At 69.1% G+C, this 22,193-nt stretch carries 22 protein-coding genes; 11 read left to right on the top strand and 11 right to left on the bottom strand.

Translation table 11 applies throughout. The features are described 5' to 3' along the window. Positions 1 to 3 precede the first annotated feature (3 nt). The 5 genes from Q0R13_RS19435 to Q0R13_RS19415 all read right to left on the bottom strand — a co-directional run bounded on the left by Q0R13_RS19435 (position 4) and on the right by Q0R13_RS19415 (position 6,453). Positions 4 to 780, bottom strand: coding sequence for a tyrosine-protein phosphatase (locus tag Q0R13_RS19435; protein ID WP_293907049.1), 777 nt, complete (start codon positions 778 to 780; stop codon positions 4 to 6). A gap of 123 nt (positions 781 to 903) precedes the next feature. Next, positions 904 to 3,906 (bottom strand): TonB-dependent receptor, encoded by a 3,003-nt coding sequence (locus Q0R13_RS19430; protein ID WP_293907047.1) that lies wholly within the window; start codon positions 3,904 to 3,906, stop codon positions 904 to 906. 261 nt (positions 3,907 to 4,167) lie between these two features. Then, positions 4,168 to 4,530: a hypothetical protein gene (locus tag Q0R13_RS19425; RefSeq protein WP_293907045.1), complete on the bottom strand. Its 363-nt coding sequence runs from the start codon at positions 4,528 to 4,530 to the stop codon at positions 4,168 to 4,170. Next, positions 4,527 to 4,811 carry a DUF6516 family protein gene (locus tag Q0R13_RS19420; RefSeq protein WP_293907043.1) on the bottom strand — a complete coding sequence of 95 codons (285 nt, stop codon included), beginning with the start codon at positions 4,809 to 4,811 and terminating at the stop codon, positions 4,527 to 4,529. Before Q0R13_RS19420 ends, Q0R13_RS19425 begins: the two co-directional genes overlap by 4 nt. A 196-nt stretch (positions 4,812 to 5,007) precedes the next feature. Then, complete coding sequence (locus Q0R13_RS19415; RefSeq protein WP_293907041.1) at positions 5,008 to 6,453, bottom strand: AMP nucleosidase; 1,446 nt, start codon at positions 6,451 to 6,453, stop codon at positions 5,008 to 5,010. A gap of 105 nt (positions 6,454 to 6,558) precedes the next feature. On the opposite strand from Q0R13_RS19415, the gene Q0R13_RS19410 reads away from it, so the two are divergent. The 5 genes from Q0R13_RS19410 (at position 6,559) to Q0R13_RS19390 (ending at position 11,228) form a co-directional block, all read left to right on the top strand. Then, complete coding sequence (locus Q0R13_RS19410; protein WP_293907039.1) at positions 6,559 to 7,809, top strand: dicarboxylate/amino acid:cation symporter; 1,251 nt, start codon at positions 6,559 to 6,561, stop codon at positions 7,807 to 7,809. Positions 7,810 to 7,894: 85 nt separating this feature from the next. Continuing rightward, positions 7,895 to 9,277: a bifunctional diguanylate cyclase/phosphodiesterase gene (locus tag Q0R13_RS19405; RefSeq protein WP_293907037.1), complete on the top strand. Its 1,383-nt coding sequence runs from the start codon at positions 7,895 to 7,897 to the stop codon at positions 9,275 to 9,277. Positions 9,278 to 9,448: 171 nt separating this feature from the next. Further along, positions 9,449 to 9,889, top strand: a complete 441-nt coding sequence (locus Q0R13_RS19400) for an SRPBCC domain-containing protein (RefSeq protein WP_293907035.1) — start codon at positions 9,449 to 9,451, stop codon at positions 9,887 to 9,889. 133 nt (positions 9,890 to 10,022) lie between these two features. Further along, the gene (locus tag Q0R13_RS19395; protein WP_293907033.1) at positions 10,023 to 10,559 is read left to right on the top strand and encodes a PEPxxWA-CTERM sorting domain-containing protein; all 537 of its coding nucleotides are present in this window, start codon (positions 10,023 to 10,025) and stop codon (positions 10,557 to 10,559) included. Between the two features lie 18 nt (positions 10,560 to 10,577). Further along, positions 10,578 to 11,228, top strand: a complete 651-nt coding sequence (locus Q0R13_RS19390; RefSeq protein ID WP_293907031.1) for a glutathione S-transferase family protein — start codon at positions 10,578 to 10,580, stop codon at positions 11,226 to 11,228. Positions 11,229 to 11,237: 9 nt separating this feature from the next. Here the strand turns inward: Q0R13_RS19390 and Q0R13_RS19385 are convergent, their stop codons facing one another. The 4 genes from Q0R13_RS19385 to yghU all read right to left on the bottom strand — a co-directional run bounded on the left by Q0R13_RS19385 (position 11,238) and on the right by yghU (position 15,492). Continuing rightward, positions 11,238 to 12,377: a hypothetical protein gene (locus Q0R13_RS19385; protein WP_293907029.1), complete on the bottom strand. Its 1,140-nt coding sequence runs from the start codon at positions 12,375 to 12,377 to the stop codon at positions 11,238 to 11,240. Between the two features lie 385 nt (positions 12,378 to 12,762). After that, a complete protein-coding gene (locus Q0R13_RS19380; protein ID WP_293907027.1) occupies positions 12,763 to 13,458 on the bottom strand; it encodes a Fe-Mn family superoxide dismutase in 696 nt (231 codons plus the stop codon). A gap of 32 nt (positions 13,459 to 13,490) precedes the next feature. Further along, positions 13,491 to 14,582: a DMT family transporter gene (locus Q0R13_RS19375; protein ID WP_293907025.1), complete on the bottom strand. Its 1,092-nt coding sequence runs from the start codon at positions 14,580 to 14,582 to the stop codon at positions 13,491 to 13,493. 34 nt (positions 14,583 to 14,616) lie between these two features. Continuing rightward, positions 14,617 to 15,492, bottom strand: coding sequence for a glutathione-dependent disulfide-bond oxidoreductase (gene yghU, locus Q0R13_RS19370; RefSeq protein WP_293907023.1), 876 nt, complete (start codon positions 15,490 to 15,492; stop codon positions 14,617 to 14,619). 138 nt (positions 15,493 to 15,630) lie between these two features. Between yghU and Q0R13_RS19365 the strand changes: the two genes are divergently transcribed. The 5 genes from Q0R13_RS19365 (at position 15,631) to Q0R13_RS19345 (ending at position 18,531) form a co-directional block, all read left to right on the top strand. Further along, positions 15,631 to 16,044, top strand: a complete 414-nt coding sequence (locus tag Q0R13_RS19365; protein WP_293907021.1) for a response regulator transcription factor — start codon at positions 15,631 to 15,633, stop codon at positions 16,042 to 16,044. A 115-nt stretch (positions 16,045 to 16,159) separates the two neighbouring features. Then, a complete protein-coding gene (locus tag Q0R13_RS19360; RefSeq protein WP_293907019.1) occupies positions 16,160 to 16,693 on the top strand; it encodes a DUF4199 domain-containing protein in 534 nt (177 codons plus the stop codon). Between the two features lie 151 nt (positions 16,694 to 16,844). Beyond that, entirely contained in the window at positions 16,845 to 17,351 is a 507-nt protein-coding gene (locus Q0R13_RS19355; protein ID WP_293907017.1) for a hypothetical protein, read from the top strand. Positions 17,352 to 17,447: 96 nt separating this feature from the next. Further along, on the top strand, positions 17,448 to 18,077 hold the full coding sequence (locus Q0R13_RS19350; RefSeq protein ID WP_293907015.1) for a hypothetical protein: 630 nt from the start codon (positions 17,448 to 17,450) through the stop codon (positions 18,075 to 18,077). 16 nt (positions 18,078 to 18,093) lie between these two features. Beyond that, positions 18,094 to 18,531, top strand: a complete 438-nt coding sequence (locus Q0R13_RS19345) for a glycoside hydrolase family protein (protein ID WP_293907013.1) — start codon at positions 18,094 to 18,096, stop codon at positions 18,529 to 18,531. Here the strand turns inward: Q0R13_RS19345 and Q0R13_RS19340 are convergent. Next, positions 18,528 to 19,511, bottom strand: a complete 984-nt coding sequence (locus tag Q0R13_RS19340; RefSeq protein WP_293907011.1) for an NADP-dependent oxidoreductase — start codon at positions 19,509 to 19,511, stop codon at positions 18,528 to 18,530. The two genes, Q0R13_RS19345 and Q0R13_RS19340, sit on opposite strands and share 4 nt — an antisense overlap. Before the next feature lie 179 nt (positions 19,512 to 19,690). On the opposite strand from Q0R13_RS19340, the gene Q0R13_RS19335 reads away from it, so the two are divergent. After that, the gene (locus tag Q0R13_RS19335; RefSeq protein ID WP_293907009.1) at positions 19,691 to 20,953 is read left to right on the top strand and encodes a cytochrome P450; all 1,263 of its coding nucleotides are present in this window, start codon (positions 19,691 to 19,693) and stop codon (positions 20,951 to 20,953) included. A 145-nt stretch (positions 20,954 to 21,098) separates the two neighbouring features. Here Q0R13_RS19335 and Q0R13_RS19330 read toward each other — a convergent pair whose 3' ends face one another. Then, the gene (locus Q0R13_RS19330; RefSeq protein WP_293907007.1) at positions 21,099 to 22,028 is read right to left on the bottom strand and encodes a hypothetical protein; all 930 of its coding nucleotides are present in this window, start codon (positions 22,026 to 22,028) and stop codon (positions 21,099 to 21,101) included. Between the last annotated feature and the right edge of the window lie 165 nt (positions 22,029 to 22,193).

Genomic DNA, 22,193 nt, shown 5'->3' with positions numbered 1-22,193 from the left:
GTCTCAGGCGAACAGCCGGTCGTGGATGCGGCCGCGAAGCCGCGGATCGAGGCCCAGGACCTCGTCGAGATAACCGTCCAGCGATCCGTGCGCCTCGCGCATCACCCGGAACGCCTCGTCCAGATACTCCGCCTCGACCCGCATGGCGGTGATCAGCGCCTCATCGGAGGGGATCCGCCCGCCGCTGGCCATGCCCACATGCTCGCGCATGACCGGCAGGCGCGCGACCATCCGCTCATGGTCGTTGGTGAGCAGATAGTCCTGGACGATGTCGTCGTCGTGCACCCCGGCCACGTGGTGGGTCAGGGCGCAGATGATCCCGGTGCGGTCCTTGCCCGCGGCGCAGTGCACCAGGACCGGGCCCTGGCTCTCGGCGAGGGCGCGGAAATAGCGGGCGTAGAGGTCGATGTGCCGGCGCTGGTACGGCGCGGCCCGGTAGTAGTCGAGCATATAGGCCCTGAACGAGCCCACGCTGAGGTCTGAGCCGGCGATGAAGGTCGCCCACTCGTCGGCGGTGTCCTGACCGATGTCGTTCTCGATCACCTGGGCGGTGAACCCCTCCCACCGCCGCGAAGGCTCGCGCTCGCGCTCGTTCGAGCGGCGCAGGTCGACGACCACCGAAAGCCCCATGCCCGCCAGGCGCGCCAGGTCCGCGTCCGTCGCCCGCGCCTGGTGGGCGGAGCGGTACAAGAGCCCTCGCCGCAACCGCTTCTGGCCGGCGGCGTAGTCCCCGAAATCGCGGAAGTTGTCGATGCCCTCGAAGGCGATGCGGCGCGTCATGCCGCGCCTTTTAGCGGGCTTCCGCGAAAGTTTCGAGGCGGACTGTCAAGCGTCCCGGTCCATGCGGCGATCGTCTCGGAGTCGGCGGCCCGCCGGAATGCCGGCCGCCGACGCCGCGCAGGATCAGCGCCGGACGCGCACGCCGATGAAGCCGAACCGGCCCAGGTCGTAGGCGACGTCCTGACCCGTGCCGATGGTGGTGAAGGGTGGCTCTTCATCGAAGATATTGTTCACCCCGCCGAACACCTCGGCCCCTTCGAACACCCGGCCGATCTCATAGCGGAACGACAGGTTGTGGTAGAACGTGGACTCCGCGAAGGCCGGGGCCCGCGACTCCGACTGGTCGGCGGCGGTCGGGTCGCGGTTGAACAGCGCGCCCTTGCCCACGTAACGGGTCTGCCACGTGAGGCTGATCGGGCCCTGCTTGTAGGTGACGTCGGCCAGCCCCTTAAGGTGCGGCGAGCCCTCGTTCAGGTTCGAGCTGACCACACCTTCCAGGATGTGGACGTTGGTCGGGTCGTTCTGGAACGGGAAGTTCCGGAGCTTGGTCAGGTAGTCGGCCGTCAGTTCGAAGCTCAGCCGGCCGTCCAGAGGTTTGGTCAGGCTCCACATTCCAGTCAGCGGGGCGACGTCGGCCGCATAGCTCGCGTGCAGCTCATAGCCCTCGGTATAGAGCTTCGAGGCGTTCACATAGGTTGTGTTGACGAAGTTGATGTTCTGATTGGCCCCGCGAGTCAGCAGGCTGCAGAAGTTGGTATCCAGACCCGCTGCGCTGCCGAAGCAGTTGTTGATCACGTCCTGAGCCTGAACCAGAGAGATCGCGTTCTTGATCTTGATCGAATAGTAATCGAGCGAGACCGACAGGCCGGGCACGAACGGCGGCTCGATGATGACGCCGCCGGTGTAGCTGATCGACTTCTCGGGACTGAGCGCGGCGTTGCCCTTGGTCTGGCCCTGGATCGAGGCGTTGGTGTTGGCCTGGAAGCCGGCCGGCAGCCCGGCCCTGGCGCAGTTGGCGGCGTAGTTGATGTTGTTCTGGATGTTTTCCTGGCTGCACGGGTCGGTGATATTGAAGAAGCCGGGCGTCTGCGGAAGGAACGCCTCGGTGATGTTCGGGGCGCGGATGGCGCGGGAGTAGGTGGCCCGCAGCTTGATCCAGGACACCGGCCCATAGGTCCCGCTGAATTTGTAGGCGGTCGCCCCACCCACCGTGGAATAGTCGGCATAGCGGATGGCGGCGTCCAGGGTCAGTTCACTGAGCAGCGGCGCGAAGTCCTTGAAGATCGGCGCGCTGACCTCGGCGTAGGCTTCCTTGACGTTGTAGCCGCCGGCGGAGTCGGCGCTGAGGTTCTCGGTGTTGCCGGCGTTCAGGAACGGGTCGTTGCGCTCCTTGGTCCGCTCCATCCGATACTCGCCACCGACGGCGAAGCCGATCGGCCCGCCCTGCAGCTTGAGGAAGCGGCCGCTGTCGAAGCTGAGGTTCAGGTTGGCGACCTGCTGGGTCAGCTTGTCCCGCGTCGCGAAGTTCCCGAACGCATAGGCGAGCGCCGCCGGATTGCTGGGCGCGCCGAACGGATTGTAGGGCACGCAGGAGCCCTTGTTGAACGCGCCCGAGCCGTTGCCGGTCTGCGGCGCGGTCGGCACATTGATGCGGCAGGCCGCCTGGCCCGTACTCGGGTCGATCACCGAGTCGAGCGCCGCGGCGAAGTTCTGGGTGATCTCCAGGCTGTTGTTGATGAAGCGGGCGTCGGTCTCCCCGTAGTTGATCGAGGCGTCCCACTTCACGTCCGAGACCTTGGCGTCGAATTCGCCGTTGACGCCGGCGACCACCCGATAGGTCCGCCGCCGCGCCTCCTGGGTGCGGGCGCCGTTCAGGAACTTGGCGATGAACGGGTAGTCCCCCGGCGCCGTCCCGGCCAGGGCGGCCTGCAGGTCGGGCGCGATGAAGGCGTTGTCGGGCTGCAGCTGGAAGTCGCCGAACGAGAACGACGGCTGGATCAGGTTGTCGGTGCGGGTCTGCACGAACTTCGCGTCGACGTAGGCGTGCAGACGGTCGGTGACGTCATAGTTGGCGCGCAGGTTGCCGCCCCAGGCCTTCGTGGGCGAGACCAGCTGGGTATAGTCCTCGGGGTAGTAGCAGTCCTGGCAGTTGGCCGGCAGCGCGCCGAAGGCGAAGCTGTTGTAGCCCGTCCGCACCGGCACGGGGATCAGCCGGCCGGCCTTGTCGAACGAGAACTGCGGCAGGAAGCTCGCCGCGTTCAGCAGCACGCCGTTGGCCGTGACGAATTCGCTGCCGACGTTGGGCACATAGAGGGTGTCCGGCTTGCCGTCGTTCTTGATGGGCGCGCCGCTGGAATAGAACGTCGGGTCGAAGGTCCCCGCCGGCAGGTCGTCAGGATTGTTGATCCGGCCATAGTTGTGGGCGGCCGGCAGGTCGCGGGCGTTGACACCGTATTCCTTGTTCAGGAAGCCGGTCACCACGACGTTCAGCTTGTCGTTCAGGAAGTTCCGGCCAGCGGTCGCCGAGGCGCCGAACTTGGTGCCGAATCCGTTGTCGTAGCCGCCGCCCTGGACCTCGCCCTGGAAGCCCTCGAACTTCTTCTTGAGGATGATGTTGACCACGCCGCTGACAGCGTCGGACCCGTAGATCGCCGAGGCCCCGCCGGTCACGATTTCCACGTGATCGACCAGCGCCGTGGGGATGGAGGAGATGTCGACGGCGTTGTTGCTGATGTCGCCATTGACATGCCGCTGACCGTCCACCAGCACCAGGGTGCGGGAGAGGCCCAGGTTGCGCAGGTCGATCGAGCTGATGCCCGCGCCGTTGCCGAAGTTGTTGGCGTTCGCACGAATCCCGCCGGTGTAGCCGACGGACGGCAGTTGCGAGATGATGTCGCCAAGGTTCTGCGGCCCGGCGTTCTGGATCATCGCCGGGGTCAGCACCGACACCGGCGTCGGCTGCTCCAGGTTTGGCCTGGGGATGCGGGTGCCCGTCACCACCAGCTCGCCCACCTCGTTGGCGCCGCCGGCGGACGCGGACTGCGCCCACGCCGCGCCCGCAAGCATCGCGCCCGCAAGCAATGTCGAGCCCAGAAGAATGGGCTTCTTGGTCGAATTCACACGCACGTCTAGCCTCCGGGTTGTCGAAACTGCTGACAAACGCCCCCCGAAGCCCGCGGACTTTCGTCTCGCCGCGCCCGGACCGCTACTGCAAAATGACCGCGCGACACACCAAAAGGCTGCAATGTGACCTAAGAGCCACAACTTTGACATGTATCAGTACTGAAACATAACCGCGTTCGTACGCGGACCGTCTTGATCGGCTCACGCGAGTCTCGGAGGTTCACGATCGCCTGAGGCGGATGTGCCCGGTCGGGGGCGCGGACGTCAGGCCGCCGCGCTCAGGTCGAAGTCCGCATGGATCACGCCATAGGGCACGATCAGCTTGCGATCGTCTGTCCGCTCGACCAGGCCCCAGTCCAGAAGGATGGCCACGTCCTCGTGCACGCGCTTTACATCGCGGCCCAGGTCTCGCGCGAGTCCGCGCAGGCTGATGGCTCCCAATCCCTGAAGGCGCTCGATCAGCGTCCAGCGGCGGGGCGATAGCACCGAGAACAGCTGCGCCGGCGACGAGAAGGTGAAGAGGTCGGACTTGGACGCGCCGGAGTTCCAGGCGTCCGCAAAGGCCGCGCCCGCGTCGCGCACGATCGCGCCGTCGCCCTTGCGGATCTGGATCGTCGCCACTCTCATCTCACCCTCCGCGCTTCAACGTCAGCCAGGAAATCGTGCACCAAGGTCTCCACGTTGGTGAACGCGTAGGCCTCCTCCACGCCATCGAAATGGCGATGGTCGCCCTTCGGACGCTCGTTGTCGTAACCTACGATCCGCTCGCCGGCCCGACCATAGAAAAGCCGGTACTTGTAGCTGTGCCAGCTTCCCTCAACGGGTTCTGTCAGCCGCCAGATCACCAGTTCCAGTATCGCGCCGTCCGACAGGACGGACTTCTGGCGGCGGAGCAGCTCAGCGGGCACGTTGGCGAATGTGCCAACAGATGATCATGTTGTCAATATCGCCAACGCCACGCCGCCACCGGTGTCATCCCGGTTTTGGCGCAGCCAAAGACCGGGACTCACGATCAAGCTCGGCGCCAACCGCCCGATCTCGTGCGGTGTCCGGTCGTGGGTCCCGGTCTTCGCGTGCCGCGAAACCGGGATGACAGCCGAGGTTCTACCGGAACGGCGGCTCGTCGAAGCTGCGGAGCTTGCGGGAGTGGAGGCGGGCGCCCTCGCGGCGGAGCAGGCCGATGGCCTCCAGGCCGATCTGCAGATGCTGGGCGATGGCGCGGTCGTAGAAGGCGTTGGCCTGGCCCGGCAGCTTGATCTCGCCGTGCAGCGGCTTGTCGGAGACGCACAGCAGGGTCCCGTACGGCACCCGGAACCGATAGCCCTGGGCGGCGATGGTGGCGCTCTCCATGTCGATGGCGACGGCCCGGCTCTGGTTGAACCGCAGCGCGCTGGTCGAGTATTTAAGCTCCCAGTTGCGGTCGTCGGTGGACACCACCGTGCCGGTCCGCAGGCGCCGCTTCAGCACGTCGCCGCTCTCGCCGGTGATGGTCTCGGCGGCGCTGTTCAGCGCCACCTGCACCTCGGCCAGCGGCGGGATCGGGATCTCCGGGGGCAGCACCTTGTCCAGCACATGGTCGTCGCGCAGGTAGGCGTGGGCCAGGACATAGTCGCCGATCTTCTGGCTGCCGCGCAGGCCGCCGCAGTGGCCGATCATCAGCCAGGCCTGGGGCCGCAGCACCGCCAGGTGGTCGCAGATGGTCTTGGCGTTGGACGGGCCGACCCCGATGTTGACCAGGGTTATGCCCCGCCGGCCGGGCGCCATCAGGTGATAGGCCGGCATCTGGTGCTTGCGCCAGCTCCCCGCCGCCACCGCCGCCTCCGGGTTCTCGGTCTCGGCCGTCACATAGACCTGGCCGGCCGCCGACAGCGCCGTGTACGGGCCGCCGGCCTTCAGCTGCTGGCAGCCCCAGCTGACGAACTCGTCCACATAGCGGTGGTAGTTGGTGAACAGGATGAACTGCTGGGTGTGCTCGGCCGGGGTGCCGGAATAGTGGCTGAGCCGGGCGAGGGAGAAATCGGTGCGCAGGCCGTCGAACAGGGCCAGCGGCCGCGGCTCGTCCTCCAGGCCGATCCAGGCCCCGTCGGCGATCTCGTCGCCGATGAAGGCCAGCTCGGTGGTCGGGAAGTGCCGCGCGATCTCCACCGAGCCGATGTCGGCCATGGCGATGTCGGCCGGGTCCAGCACATAGGGGAACGGGATCTCCTGGTTGGAGCGCCCGACCTCCAGTTCGATGTCGAAATCCTCCCGCAGCAGGCTGAGCTGCTCGATCAGATAGTCCCGGTAGAGCTCGGGCCGCGTCACCGTCACCGCATAGCGGCCGGGCGACGGGATGCGCGCATAGGCGCGGCTGGTGCGCGGATAGGGCTGCCCGGGCGGCCAGGTCAGGCGCAGCTCCGGATAGACGTAGGCGCCGCCGCGGCGGACGCTGGGGTCCGGCGCCGGGCCGCCGGCCAGGAAGGTCTTGAGGGCGGTGCGGAGACTATCGACGCTTTGGCGATACTCAGTCTCGAGCCGATCTACGATGCCGGCTGCTTCTTGCTTCTTCATCGGGCGGATTATAGCGCGCGTCCGTGACGCTTGCGAATCCACGGTGCTGGACGCAACCCCGCTTCTTCGCGACAAAGACGCTCAACTGCGCGCGCCGGGGCCTGAATGAACCGCCTTTTCACCTACTTCGTCGTCGGCGCCATGGTGCTGGGCGTACTGGTCGGCTGGCTGGTCAACGTCAACCTGGCCCCCGCCGCGGCGAAGGGCGTCGCCGACAACCTCTCGATCGTCACCGATGTCTTCCTGCGGCTGATCAAGATGATCATCGCGCCCCTGGTGTTCTCGACCCTGGTGGCCGGAATCGCCCACATGGAGGACGCCGCCTCCATCGGCCGGGTCGGGATGAAGACCATGGGCTGGTTCATCTCGGCCTCGATCGTCTCGCTGATCATCGGCCTGATCATGGTCCACATCCTGCAGCCGGGCGTCGGCATGCACCTGGCGATCCCCGACCTCGCCCCCGGCGCGCCGGCCGTGGACATGTCGAAGTTCACGCTGAAGGCCTTCGTCACCCACATCGTGCCGGCCTCGATCGTCGATGCCATGGCCAACAACGAGATCCTGCAGATCGTGGTGTTCTCAGTGTTCATCGGCACCGCCGTCTCGGCGCTCGAGGACCGCGCGCCGGCCGTGGTAGTGCTGGTCGAGCAGGTGGCCGCGATCATGCTCAAGGTCACCGGCTACGTCATGAAGACCGCGCCGCTGGCGATCTTCGCGGCGCTGGCGGCCACCATCGCCACCCAGGGCGTTTCGGTGCTGGCCACCTATGCCAAGTTCGTCGGCGGCTTCTACCTGTCGCTGGGCATACTGTGGGCGCTGCTGATCGCGGCGGTCGTGCTGATTGTCGGCGGGCGGGCGCTGAGGCTGATGGGCGCGATCCGCAGCCCGGCGCTGCTGGCCTTCTCCACCGCCTCGTCCGAGGCCGCCTATCCGCGCACCCTGGAGGAGCTCCAGAAGTGGGGGATCTCGCGCAAGGTGGCCAGTTTCGTGCTGCCGCTCGGCTACTCGTTCAATCTGGACGGGTCGATGATGTACTGCACATTCGCGACCCTGTTCATCGCCCAGGCCTATGGCATCTCCCTGACCATCGGCCAGCAGATCACCATGCTGGCGCTGCTGATGATCACCTCGAAGGGGATCGCCGGCGTGCCCCGCGCCTCGCTGGTGGTGATCGCCGCCACCCTGACCTACTTCCACCTGCCTGAGGCCGGGCTGCTGCTGATCCTGGCCGTCGACCACCTGCTCGACATGGGCCGCTCGGCCACCAACGTGGTCGGCAATTCCGTGGCCGCCGCCGTGGTCGCCCGGTGGGAGAACCAGATCGAGGTTCCGGCCGCCGAACCGGCCGTGGCCTGACGCCCGTTAAGGCTATCGCTTAACGCGGTGTTCTCCCCGTCTGCGCCAACGTGGCGGCTCAGTTGGGATGACCAAGACGCCGCCTGTGCAGACACTGTCCTCAAGCCTCTCCGACCTCGCCGCCCGGGTGGCCGAGCTGGAAGCCGAGCGCGAGATGACGCTCCGGCTGGCCCAGACCGACAGCCTGACCGGCCTGGTCAACCGCGGCGCCTTCACCGGCAGCCTGTGCGAGCGGCTGGAGGCCGCGCGGGAAACCGGCGCCTCCGTCGCGCTGTTCATCATCGACCTGGATCGGTTCAAGAACCTCAACGACACCCTGGGCCACCACGCCGGCGACATGCTGCTGGCCGAGCTGGGCCAGCGCCTGCGCGACGAGACCGGCCCCGGCGAGATGGCCGCGCGGCTGGGCGGCGACGAGTTCGCGCTGATCACCGCCGACGACGACATTGTCGCCCGCGCCGAGCGGCTTGTGGCCCTGCTCAGCCAGCCCCACGACATCTATGGCCGCACGGTCTCGCCCGGCGGCTCGGTGGGCGTGGCGGTCTTCCCGCGCGACGCCCAGGACGCCGCCGACCTGCAGCGCCACGCCGACCAGGCCCTCTATCGCGCCAAATCCGCGGGCGGCCGCCGCTGGTCCAGCTTCGACGAGGACCTGCGCGAGGAAGGCGTGCGCCGCCGCACCCTGGAGGACGAGCTGCGCCGCGCTATCCCGGCCGGCGAGATCGTCCCCTGGTTCCAGCCGATCGTGGAGTCGATGACCGGCGCCATGGTCGGCGTCGAGGTGCTGGCCCGCTGGAACCACCCCGAGCGCGGCCTGGTCTCGCCCGCCCACTTCGTGCCGATGGCCGAGGAACTGGGCCTGATCCGCGCCATCGACGAGGCGATCTTCGAGGCCGCGTGCGCCCGCACCGCCCCCTGGGTCGCCGAGGGCCTGATCGAGGTGGTGTCGTGCAATGTCAGCCCGCGCGACCTGCTGGACCCCGCCTTCTCGCGCAAGCTGATCGGCCGCCTGGCCAAGACCGCCCTGCCCGCCACCGCGCTCACCGTCGAGATCACCGAGACCTTCCTGCTGCAGGACATGGCCCTGGCGCGCCGCCACATCGAGAGACTGGCGGCCAAGGGGGTCAACGTGGCCCTCGACGACTTCGGCACCGGCTATTCCAACCTGCGCGCCCTGATGCACCTGCCGATCCAGACGGTGAAGCTGGACCGCTCGCTGATCGACGACGTGGGCCGCGACGCCCGGGTCTCCAAGCTGGTGGCCTCGATGCTGCACGCCGCCCGTTCGCTGGGGGTCCGCATCATCGCCGAGGGCGTCGAGCATGAGGGCCAGGCGCTGTTCCTCCGCTCGGCCGGCTGCGACCGGATGCAGGGCTACTTCTTCGCCCGCCCGATGCCCGGCGACGCCATGGAAGCCATGCTGCGCGAGGCCAACGCGCCCAAGCCACGGGTCGCCATCGCCGGCTGAGGCCAAGCTCCGCCCAAAGATCGCCGACATTGCAGCTCAGCGTATCACTGGTTGAGTCGACTTCAGGGGAGGGTCGCGCTTTTCGGTTTCCCTTGAGCGTGAACTCAACCTTCGCGTTCAGATCGTCCGATCGCGGGAACGTCGCCGTCCCTGAGCAGTTGGCTCCAGATCATGTCCAGGCCCGCCATGCCGACCTTGAAACGCTCGCTCGAAATTGACGCGCCGCCGGGCGAGGTCTGGCGCGTGCTGACGACCCCCGAACTGGTCCAGGAATGGGCGGCGGCCTATCTGGACGGCATCTCCATCCGCACCAGCTTCGTCGCCGGCGAGCCGGTGACCTGGGAACGGCCCGACGGCGCGGCGAGGAGCTATGGTACCGTGGCCGCCTGCGAGCCGGGCCGGCTGTTGCGGTTCGACTACGCGGCCGAGTCCGGCGGCGGCTTCTCCGACATCTTCGAGATCAGCACCTTCGAGGACAAGACGCGCCTGGAGATGAGCACCGGCCCGCTGGCCGAAGCCGACTTCGAAGCCCTGAAGGGCCCCACCGAACAGGCCATCGAGGAGATCAAGAGTCTGGCCGAGGAGTCGGCGCAGATCCACCGCCTGCGATAGGCGCCGCCGGCCCCGCGCGGATCGACAGGCGGGCGAAGAATACGGTGGGTTCCCTACCTGAACGGGTAGCGCGCGCCGCCAAACGGCCAGGCACTGTGGGCGGGTCCAACCGGACGCCGCACAGGAGACCTCCGTGAAACGCGCCCTGGTGAGTGCGCTACCCCTGGCCATCGCGAGCTGTGTGGCTTGCGTCGGTCCCAGCGCCGCGGCTGTCACCTATACCTTCGAGGGCGGCTTCGGGGATTTCCACGGCGGGCTGGTCCACGCCGGCGATTTTTCCTTCGTCAGTCCGGACTTCATCACCCGCGACCGTATCGTTCCGCTCGCCGACCTGGCGTCTTGCAGTACGGCGCTTCCCGAGAGCGACTGTGTCGATCAGCAGTTCTATCGGTTGCCGGACCGCGATCTCGTCGATTTCCGCATCCACCAGCGCGGATTCAACGACGTCAACATCCCGTTCAGGTTCGATCCGGGCGCGTTCGTCACGCTGGGCCTTCACCTCACCCCACCGGACAACGGCTACGTCGGCCGCTTGACCGTCGCGGGCTTCGCGGAGCCGTCAAGCGCTCCGGAGCCGGCGGCGTGGGCCCTGCTGATCCTGGGCTTTGGCGGGGTTGGAAGTGCGCTTCGCGGGCGGCGGCGGCCTGCCCGGATTGACGCGGCAGGTTGATAACAACATAAATCCGGAATGCCGATCGAACTGACCGCGTTCCGTTGGGTGCCGCCGTTCGCCCAGGGCTATGTGCGCGACCTGCGCATCCGCTGGGCGCTGGAGGAGGCCGGTCTGCCCTATGAGGTTGTGCTGGTGGACGGCCCCACCCTGGCCACCGAGCGCTACCGCCAGTGGCAGCCGTTCGGCCAGGTGCCGGCCTATCGCGACGACGCGGTCGAGATGTTCGAGAGCGGCGCTATAGTGCTGCATATCGCCGAGCGGTCCGAGGCCCTGGCCCCGCGCGATGCCGCCGGCCGGGCGCGGGTGACCACCTGGGTGATCGCCGCCCTCAACTCCATCGAGCCGCACGCCCAGAACCTGGTCAACCTCGACACCTTCCACGCCGGCGAGGCCTGGATCGAAGCGCGGCGCCCGCAGGCCCAGGCGATGATCGACGGCCGGCTCGCCTCGCTCAGCGCCTGGCTGGGCGATAAGGCCTACCTTGAGGACGGCTTCACGGCCGGCGACCTGATCATGACCACGGTGCTGCGCGAACTGGTCGACTGCGGAACCCTGGGCCGCTTCCCGAAGCTGGCCGCCTACCGCGAACGCTGCGAGGCCCGCCCGGCGTTCGGCCGCGCGATGGAGGGCCAGATGCGGACCTTCCGTGAGAACGGGCCGGCCTGAGCCGCGGCCCTACGCCGTCCAGGGCCCGCCCGCCGCCGCCAGCAGTCGCGCCAGCTCCGCCTGCCGGTTGGTCCCGGTCTTTTCGAAGATCCGCACCAGGTGCCCGCGCACGGTATAGAAACTGACCCCCAGTTGCTGGGCCGCCTCCCGCGGCGTGGCGCCCTCGAACATCGCCACGGCGACCCGGGCCTCGGCGGGGCTGAGGCCGAAGATCTCGCGCAGCCGCAGCGCCGAGAGGCTGACCCGGCCCTCCAGATCGCTGACGCAGACCAGCACCGACGGCTCGTGGCGGATGGCGATCGGCGCCTGGGCCCGGATCGGGGCTACCGCGATCGGCAGCGGCAGCCGCCGGAGCGGCGAGACCAGGGTCATCGAGCCGCCCCGCCGCTCGGCCGTCTGGCGGGCCGCGGCGCTGGCGATCAGGCCGTGCAGCCGCTGGGTGGCCTCCGAGGTCGGCGCGGTCAGCCGCCCGCCGACCACCCGCAGGCCCGTCGCCTGGGCGAGCAGCGCCTCGGCGGCCGGATTGGCATGCAGCACCTTGCCGACCGGGTCCAGGATGAACAGCGCCTGGGGCGAGGCCGCCAGCGCCGCCTCGGCCCCGCCTTGCCGCGGCTGCATCGCGCCCAGCCTCTGGCCGAGCTCGAAGGCGCGGATGACATGGCCGTGCAGCCGGGCGGCCAGGCCCATGGCCTCCTCGCCGAAACGGTCGCGGGTGTGCGGCCGCGCGACCATCAGGAACGCCGCGTCCTCGCCCCGCGCCGCCAGCCCCAGCCGCACCACCGAGTGCAGACCGAACGGGCGCATGAAGTCGTTGTAGAAGTCCGTCCGCATCAGCTCCGACTTCGGCATGGCGTCGTCGTCGGCGACGATGTGCGGCACGAAATGGCGCAGACGCTCGCGCGGGCTGTGCTGCCAGCGCTGGCTGGGGTGGTGTCGCGCGAAGGCGTTGAAATAGACCGGCAGCACGCCGGGATCGAGCCGCGCGCCCAGCCCCTCGCCCATCCGGGTCCGCTGGTTCTGCCAGACCAGGGCGCTGCTGGCCGCCCCGGTGGCGTCGGCGAACGCCTTCAGGAAGGCCGGCCACATCCCGGGCTCGACCGCCGCGCCGTAAGCGAGGTCGAGGATGCCCCCGATGTCCCGGTCGTCCATGCCCAGCCCCCGACGGGTCCTCAGCGCCCCGCAATTCTATCCGCGAAAACAGTCCATCTGCACCTAGGGCCTGCCGCTCAACGCGCGTCAGTTGAGGCCAGATGAACGCGCAACCGGCCGCCGGCGCAACGCAAGACACCTCAAACGCGACTGGCGGTCCACCGAAGTTAGAGGGTTCAGGATGACGGTTACCACCTCGGCCGAGGCGCTTCGCGCCGTCGCCGCGGCCAAGCCTCGCCTGGACTGACAGACACCAGCGGGCTCGCCGGTCGTGCAACCGGCGCCGGCCCGCTGTGTGAAGGCCGCCTTCCGGGAGGGATCCGTGTCGCTCTCCCGGAAGGCGCGCCGTAGCCAAGCGCTAAGACCGCCAAGCCGATCGGGTGGGTCAGGCAGCGCTGGCCCGGCGGAACGCGTTGTTCGGATGATGCCAGGAGAACGCCTTCATGTAGGCGTTCACATAGTCCCCGGCCTTGGCGCCGTAGTCCATGTGATAGGCGTGCTCGTACATGTCGAGCGCCAGCAGTGGCGCGCCGTCGGCCATCACCATGGTGTGGTCCGCGGCCCAGGTGTTCACCAGCCGCCCGTCGTGGCGGCTGTAGGTCAGCAGCACCCAGCCCGACCCGCCGCCCAGCGCCTTACCGATGCCGGCGAACTCCGCCGCCCAGCGGTCCTGGCTGCCGAAATCGCGCTCCAGCATCTGGGCCAGCGGCGCGCTGATCGACTCGGCCGGCCGCAGGGCGTTGAAATAGACCTCGTGCAGGACCATCGAGTTCCAGGCGACCAACTCCTCGCGCTTCAGGCCGTTGATCTCGAAGTTGGGCGCGGTGGCGGGATCCAGCTTGCCGAACTCCGCGCGGATCGCGCTCAGCCGCTTCACGGCGCCGGTGTAGTTGTTGTCATGGTGGCTGGTCAGCAGCTTCTCCGACAGGCCGGGCACGGCCTTGGGATCGAAGGGCAGGGGTTGCGGCGCAAAGGCTGCGGCTGGCGCGGGCTGCGCCGACGCGGCCGGCGAGGCGATGACCGCCCCCGCAAGCGCCACTCCGCCCAGCAACAGCCGGCGATCGATCTGGGTCTCAGCCATGGAAGTGCTCCGTTTTGCAGCCGGCCCGGGGATCAGGCGCGCTGGTGGTCGTGGCGGTGGTGCAGGTCCGGGTAGTGCGGATGCTTGTGCCGCATCGGCGCGTGGTGGTGCGGGTGGCTGTGCGGTTCGCCCGCGGGATCGCGCGGGCCGTGGTCGTGCCGATGGTGGTCGTCGTGGACGTGGCTATGCTCGTGGTCCAGCGCCTCGTGGGCATGGGTGTGGGCGTGCCGCTCGGTCAGGTGCAGGTAGAGCCCGACGCCCATCAGGCCGCCCGCCACGACCAGGCGCGCCGTCAGCGGCTCCCGGAATATCAGCAGCGACAGGATCGCCCCCACGAACGGCGCGGCGGAGAAATAGGCCCCGGTCCGCGCCGCGCCCAGATGACGCAGGCCCAGCACGAACAGCACCAGGCTCACCCCGTAACCCAGGAAGCCCACGGCCGCCGCGGCCGCCAGCGGGCCAGGCCCCGGAAGCCGCGCGCCCAGCGCGAGGGCCAGGCCGAGGTTCACAGTCCCGGCGACCAGCCCCTTGATCAGGGCGATCTGCACCGGGTCGGCGTGGCTGAGCTTGCGGGTCAGGTTGTTGTCGATCCCCCAGGCCAGGCAGGCGCCGGCGATCGCCAGGGCGCCGAGACCCATGCCCCCGGGCCCGCCGCTCCAGGAGATCAGCCCCGCTCCCGCCAGGATCGCGAAGGCCCCGATGAGCAGGCGGCGGTCGACGTTCTCGCGGAACGCCAGCCAGGCGAGGCCCATGGTCGCCAGGCCTTCGAGGGTCAGCAGCAGCGAGGCCGAGGACGCCGGCGTGGACGACAGGCCGATCATCAACAGCACCGGACCGACCGCGCCGCCGCTCAGCACCACCAGCCCCAGCCACGGCAGGTCTGCCCGCCGCAGCGCGGCCTCGGCGGCCCCGAGGCCGATCGCGCGCCGCATGAGGTGCACGATCGACAGGCCGACGCCCGAGCCCAGATAGAGCACGCCGGCCAGCAGCCACGGCGAGACCCCACCGCCCAGCAGCAGCTTGGCCAGCGGCGTGCTGGCGCCGAACAGCCCCGCCGAAGCGATGGCCAGCGGCGCCCCCGGCCAGGCCAGGGCGGCGCTCAAGGGTTTGCGCCCGTCGGTCATGCCGCCATCATAGCAGCAAGACCGCGCGCGCGCCTCAAGTCGCCGGGGCGAGCTTGTCCTGGGTCCTGGTGTCGAAGTCGCCGGCGTCGTGGCGTTCGTGCAGCTGGCTGGAGGGCTCGCCGAACGCACGGTTGACCATCCGCCCGCGCTTCACCGCCGGCCGTTCGGCGATGGCGTCGGTCCAGCGCTGGACGTTCTTGTACTCGTCCACCGAGAGGAACTCGCCGGACTCGTACAGCAGGCCCTTGGCCAGGCCGCCGTACCAGGGCCAGACCGCCATGTCGGCGATCGTGTAGTCGGCGCCGCCCAAGTATTCGCTCTCCGCCAGCCGCCGGTCCAGCACGTCCAGCTGCCGCTTCACCTCCATGGCGAACCGGTCGATGGCGTATTCGATCTTGAAGGGCGCGTAGGCGTAGAAGTGTCCGAAGCCGCCGCCGAGATAGGGTGCCGAGCCCATCAGCCACATCAGCCACGACAGGGTCTCGGCCCGCGCGGCCGGCTCGGTCGGCAGGAAGGCGCCGAACTTCTCGGCCAGGTGGATCAGGATCGCGCCGGACTCGAACACCCGGATCGGCGTGGGCCCGCTGCGGTCCATCAGCGCCGGGATCTTGGAATTGGGATTCACCGCGACGAAGCCCGACCCGAACTGGTCCCCCTGGCCGATGTTGATCAGCCAGGCGTCATACTCGGCGCCCTTGTGGCCCAGCGCCAGCAGCTCCTCAAGCATCACCGTCACCTTCACCCCGTTGGGCGTGGCCAGCGAATAGAGCTGCAGCGGGTGCTTGCCGACCGGCAGGTCCTTGTCGTGGGTCGGGCCGGCGATCGGCCGGTTGATGGTCGCGAACCGGCCCCCGTTCTCCTTGTTCCATTCCCAGACCTTGGGCGGCGTGTAGGTCGGCGTATCGGTCATCGGGGGCTCCAGGTCTGGGCTGCGCATGCAGCGCCTCTCCGATGTGGGAGACGGCGACGGGATTGTCGAGAGCGCGACCGTCCGGGCCGGTCGCGGGCCTCCGGTTGACCCCCGCCGCGGTTCGCGCACCATGGGGCCATGACCCGCACCATCCTCCTGTGGGCCCTGGTCCTCGCCGCCGGCGCCTTCGCGCTGCAGTGGCTGCAGTACCAGTACCTGGCGCGGGCGTTTCCGCGGGAGATCTATATCGCCATCGTCGGCGGCGGCTTCGCGGCGGGCGGGGTATGGGTCGGCTGGAAACTCTCGTCGCGGACGCCGGCCGCGCCGTTCCAGCGCAACGCCGCGGCGCTGGCTTCCCTGGGCCTGACCGGCCAGGAACTGCGGGTGCTGGAGCGGCTGGCGGCGGGACAGTCGAACAAGGAGATCGCCCGCACGCTGGGCCTCTCGCCCAACACGGTGAAGACCCATGTGGCCAACCTGTTCGCCAAGCTGGGCGCCAGCCGCCGCACCCAGGCGGTCAACACCGCGCGCGACCTGCACCTGATCCCGTGACATTGCGGCCCGAACGGGCGAACCGCACGAATTCACCCTTTCGGGCGATACCTTCGTGCGATCTGGCGCTCCAGCCTCGGGCCATGTTCAATCCACCACCCGGAGGCGCCACGTCATGGCTCGCACGATCCTCATCTACGGTCTGATCTCGGGCCTCATCATCGTTCTCGGCTCCACCGGCACGATCGCCGTCTTCGGCCACGGATCGGTCTGGCTGGGCTATCTGGTCATGCTGATCGCCCTTTCGGTCGTCCTGGTGGGGGTGAAGCAGCATCGCGACCAGGCGCTGGGCGGCGTGATCCGGTTCCACACGGCCCTGCTGATGGGCCTGGGCATCGCCGGCATCGCCTCCGTCGCCTACGTCGCGGCCTGGGAGGCCTACCTGGCGGCGACCCACTACGTGTACATGGACCAGTACACGGCGCAGATCCTGGCGGCCAAGCGCGCCGCCGGGGTGACCGGCGCCGCCTACGCCAAGCTCGCAGCGCAGATGGAAACCATGCGCCGCCAGTACGCCAACCCGCTCTACCGGTTCGCCATGACCTTCGCCGAGATCTTCCCGGTCGGCCTGCTGGTCGCCCTGGTCAGCGCCGCCCTGCTGCGCAACCCGCGCTTCCTGCCGGCCCGGTCGCGGCCCTTGGCGGCTTAGAGCCTTTCTGGTTCAAGTGGACTCACTTGAACCAGATAAAAAGGCTCTAACTCTTTGAATTAGCGCGTCGGGCGGCGAAACCGGGATCCACTTTCGCCTGACGCGCTCTGGGCGCCTTGTTCTCGCCGCGCCCACGGTCCAGCCTGAACCCATGTTCGTGGCCGCCCTAGCCCTGCTTGCCGCCGGCGGCGCCGCTCTGACGCCGCCCCGGCCTCCCACCGAGGTCGCCCCGCTCACCGTCTATCCGCCGACGCTGCCGCCGAAGGTGGTCGCGAGCTATCCCGCCGACGGCGCGGCGGTCGCGCCGGGCGTCCTGGTGCTCAAGCTGACCTTCGATCAGCGGATGGCGGGGACCGGCTTCGACCTCGCGCCGGTCGCGGACGCCGAGGCGCCGCACTGCCTGAAGACGCCGCGGCTGCTCAACGACGGCAAGACCTTCGTCGTCCTGTGCACCCTGCTGCCCGGCAAGAGCTACGCCCTGGCGCTCAACGCCGGCCCCGCGGGCGGCTTCACCAACGAGACCGAGCGGCGCGCGGCGCCCGCGTCGCTGCGCTTCACCACCACGACCGGCGAGCCAGTCCGCAGCCTGGACGCCGCCATGAAGCTGGAAAGCCTCACCGGCCTGGAGGTCCCCGTACAGGAGGGCCCCGGGTCCTGACCCGGCGCCGGACCGCCGCCAAGACGGCGATTGCTCCGCCTGCGGTCTTCGGCCTTAAGTTGAACGACGACGCGTCCACGAGGGCGGGGGCCGAGCATGAGCAGTGGCGACGACGGGAACCGGGGACTGCGCAGGGCTCCGCGCGGCTGGCTTGAAGACCTGCTGACCGACGTCGGCCATTTCGGCCTGCGGGCCGACGGCCGCGGCATCCGCTTCTGGGAGCTGCTCTCGCTCTTCGGCTTTGCCGGCGGCATGGCGGCCGTCGCACTCTACGCCTGGCCCAGCAGCATGACCTTCGGCATCCTGGCCCTGGTCGGCTCGGCGGCCTGGCTGTCAGGCGGGGTGCTGGGCTTCCTGTTCGGCGTCCCGCGCCTGCGCGCCGCCGCGCCCCAGGCCCCCACGGCGGGGACCAGTTTCGCGCCCAACACCAACCTCGAGCAGATTTCCGACTGGCTGACCAAGATCATCGTCGGCGCCACCCTGGTGCAGCTTAGGCCGCTGGCGGACGAGGTGAACACGCTCGCACTCGCCATCGGCGTCCAGCTCGGAACCCAGGGCGGCGCGACCGTCGCCGGGGCGGTGATGATCACCTATTTTGCCGGCGGCTTCCTCTGGGGCTACCTCTGGTGCAGCCTGCGAGTGTTCAAGGAGATGGTCGCCCTGATCAACCGCGAGCAGGCCGTCTCCAGCCGCGAGGCGGCAGCGGCGCAATCGGATAATCCATAGGCACCGGAGATCGCCCGTGACCACACCGCACCTGGCTGACGATCTGAAGCGCGACGAGGGCTGCAAGCTCGTCGCCTACCAGGACACCCTGGGGATCTGGACGGTGGGCGTCGGCCACGCCCATGTCCCGGCGGGGACCGTCTGGACCCAGGACCAGTGCGACCAGGCCCTGGCCGAGGACATCGCCAAGGCCGAGGCTCTGCTGGACGCCAATGCCGGCTGGTGGCGAACCCTGGAGGACGCCCGCCAGGATGTTATGGCCAGCCTCTGCTTCAACATGGGCTGGGGCGACGGCGCGCACGGCCTGTCCAGCTTCAAGAACACCCTGGCCGCCATCGAGGCCGGCGACTTCGAGCGCGCCGCCGCGGGGCTGCTGGCCAGCAAGTGGGCGACCCAGGTCAAGAGCCGGTCGGACCGCCTGGCGACCCAGCTGCGCACGGGTGTCCGCGCCTAGCTGGCGACCCTGATCAGCATCTTGCCGCTGTTCAGACCCGAGAACAGGCCGATCAGGCCCTCCGGTGCGCGCTCGAAGCCGTCCAGGATGGTCTCCTGGTACTTGACCCGGCCGTCCTTCAGCCAGCCGGTCATGTCCTCGACGAAGGCGGCGTTCAGGTGCGGGAAATCGCTGGCCACGAAGCCCTCCATGCGTACCCGGCCATAGATCAGCGCGAACAGGTTGCGCACGCCCTCGCCGCCGCCGTTATAGGTCGAGATCATCCCGCAGACCGGGATGCGGCCGCGCACATTCATGCGCGGCAGGGCGGCGTCCAGGTGCGCGCCGCCGACGTTCTCGAAATAGACGTCGATGCCCTTGGGCGTGGCGGCGGCCAGGGCCTGCGCCAGCGGCTGGGTCTTGTAGTTGATCACCGCGTCCAGCCCGACCTCGTCCTTGAGCCAGGCCACCTTGTCGTCGGCGCCGGTGGAGCCCACCACGTAGCAGCCCTTGAGCTTGGCGATCTGGGCCACGACCGAGCCCACCGCGCCGCCGGCGGTGGAGACGAACACCTGCTCCCCGTCCTTCAGGGCGCCGGTTTCGAGCAGGCCGCCGTAGGCGGTGATCCCGGTGCCGCCCAGGGCGTGCATGTAGACACTGAGCGACAGGGCCGGGTCGGGGGTCAGCACCGCCAGCCCCTTGCCGTCCGAGACGAAACGCTCCTGCATGCCGGCGCCGTGCCGGACCAGATCGCCCTCGCGCAGCCGCGCGTGGCGCGACTGCACCACCCGGCCGATGCCGCCGCCGATCATCGCCACGTCCAGCGGCTGGTCGGCGGTCAGCCGAGGCCGCATGTAGGGGTCGACCGACATCAGCAGGTTCTGCACCTGGACCTGGCCGTCGCCGGCGTCCGGCGTGTCAACCTCGACAACTGCGAAGTCGGCCGGGACCGGAACCCCGTGCGGGCGGCGGACGAGGTGGATCTGGCGGCTGGCCGACATGAGGGTATTCCTTCGCGGGGATCGAGGTTGCAGCCCAGGGACATAGGCGAAATCGCCGGATGGGCCAGGGGAAAGCCGCGGGCGACCGCGTCGCGCCGACCGCTTGCCCCTCGCCCGGCGCGCGCGCACTCTTGGGCCGATACGCCGGCGAAGACCGGCCGCGCCGGGAAGGGACCCTGATGGCCGACGACGCAAGCCAGCGCCTGCAAACCGCCCGTGAGCGCGCCGAGGCGACGCCGCTGGACCAGTTCCACGTCGCCGACGTGGAGCACTTCACGACGGACACGCTGTGGCCCTGGTTCGAGCGGCTGCGGCGGGAGGATCCGGTGCACCACTGCGCGGCCAGCGAATACGGCCCGTATTGGTCGGTCACCAAGTTCCAGGACATCGTCACCGTGGACTCCGACCACGAGACCTTCTCCTCGTCGTCCGAGCTGGGCGGGATCGTCATCACCGACGGCTTCGAGCCCAACCAGAGTTCCAGCTTCATCGCGCTCGATCCGCCCGTCCACGACGCCCAGCGCCGGGTGGTGATGCCGATGTTCTCCACCGGCGGCATGGCGGCCCTGGAGCCGCTGATCCGCGAGCGGGCGGGCGCGATCCTCGACGAACTGCCGGTGGGCGAGACCTTCGACTTCGTCGATCGGGTCTCGGTCGAGCTGACCAGCCAGATGCTGGCGACCCTGTTCGACTTTCCGTTCGAGGAACGCCGGTTGCTGCCGCAGGCCTCCGACATCATCCTCGCCCGGCCCGGGGAGGGCGGCGCCTATGGCAGCGACGCCGAGCGGCAGGCGGCTCTGATGCCCTATTTCGAGCGGTTCGTCGGCCTGTGGGAGGCACGCAAGGACAAGCCCGGCGGCCAGGACCTGCTGTCGCTGCTGGCCGGCGCGGCGGCGACCCGCAAGGAGGGCCAGCCGTTCGGCTACATGGGCAATGTGGTGCTGCTGACCGTGGCCGGCAGCGACACCACCCGCCACTCGATCACCGGCGCGCTGATGGCCTTCCAGGACTATCCCGACGCCTATGACCGGCTGCGCGCCGACCCGACGTTGCTCGACAGCGCCGTGCCCGAGATCATCCGCTGGCAGACCCCCGTGGCCCACATGCGGCGCACCGCCACCCGCGATGTCGAGCTCGGCGGCAAGCCGATCCGCAAGGGCGACCGGGTGATCATGTGGTACGTCTCGGGCAACCGCGACGCCGAGGTGATCCCCGACCCCGACCGGTTCATCATCGACCGCGAGCGCCCGCGCCAGCACGTGGGCTTCGGCTTCGGCATCCACCGCTGCGTCGGCAACCGGCTGGCGGAGATGCAGCTGAAGGTGGTCTGGGAGGAGATCCTCAAGCGCTTCGAGCGCATCGAGGTGATCGGCGCCCCCCGCCGGCTGAACTCCAACTTCGTGAAGGGCTACGAAGCCCTGCCGGTGCGGATCGTCGCCTGAAACGTCCTCTCCAACTGTGTCATCCCGGTTTTAGCGCAGCCAAAGACCGGGATGCACGATCAGGCTCGGCAGTTCGCGGCCGTCCTGCCGCCGCGACCAGTCGTGGGTCCCGGTCTTCGCGTGCGGCGAAACCGGGATGACACTCCTAGGGGAAAAGGCGGGGGAGAAGCGGTGTCGCCTGACGCACCGCCTGGGCGACGGCTTTCGCGTCGTCGTTCTCGGCCCGCCGGAGGGCGAGGTCCTCCGCCGACAACGCCGCCAGGTTCATATAGTCCCGCCGCCAGTCCGGCGGTCCTGGCCATCGCAGCGGGCTCTGCACGGTGGTCCTCGGCCCCGGGGCGATCTCCAGCGTGCGCAGGGCCAATTCGAGCGTCTGGTCCTGCGAGGCCACATCCCATGGCAGGCCGGCCGCATTGCCCAGCGGCACGTCGCTGAACAGGAACCTCGGCACGCCGCAGAGCTCGACGATGTCCCGGGCCGCGCCGATCACCACGGTCGGCACGCCGTCCGCCTCCAGGGCCCGCGCCAGCAGGCTCATGGTCTGGTGGCAGACCGGGCAGTTGGCCACCAGGATCGCGACCTCCGCGGCCTCCTCGCGGCAGCGCCGCAGCACCTCGGGCGCATCGACCTCCACCGTGTGGCGCTGGCTGCGGTTGGTCGGCACGCCGTGGAAGCGCGGGGTCGGCGCGCCGATCCGCCCCCGGGCCACGGCGCGGCGCAGCGCCGGCAGCGGGAACCAGCAGTTGGCGTCGTCGCTCAGGTGCGCCTGGTCGACCGACACGTGGCTGACGCGCAGGTCGTGGTCGGCCGCCGTATCCCCGGAATAGACCGCGAAGAATTTGGCCGCGGCGTTGTAGGGCGCACCGGGCCCCTGATCGCCCTTGTCCGCCTGGTAGGGCGCGGCTGTGGTCAGCAGCGCCACCCGCGACGCCGCGAGCGGCCTGGCCAGGGGCGTGAACGGGACCTCGTCGTGCTGCGCATAGCGGTACGGATTGCCGTAGCCCAGGGCGCCGTACCAGGCGTGCGTGCGCTCGATGTAGCGGATCGGTCGGTCGTCGTCGGGTGACGGGGTCATGGTCAAAGCTAACACCGAAAACGCTGGCGGCGACGTTGGGTCATTCCGCTATTCATCCCGGCCTGATCACGTCCCTCGAGTCCGGAGAGCCACGATGGCCCGCATGAAGTTCGGCGCATTCCTCGCCCCGCACCACCCGATCGGCGAGCACCCGATGCTGCAGTT

Source organism: Phenylobacterium sp., from assembly GCF_025351295.1.
GTDB lineage: Bacteria > Pseudomonadota > Alphaproteobacteria > Caulobacterales > Caulobacteraceae > Phenylobacterium.
This window is presented reverse-complemented; position numbering and strand designations above follow the sequence as displayed.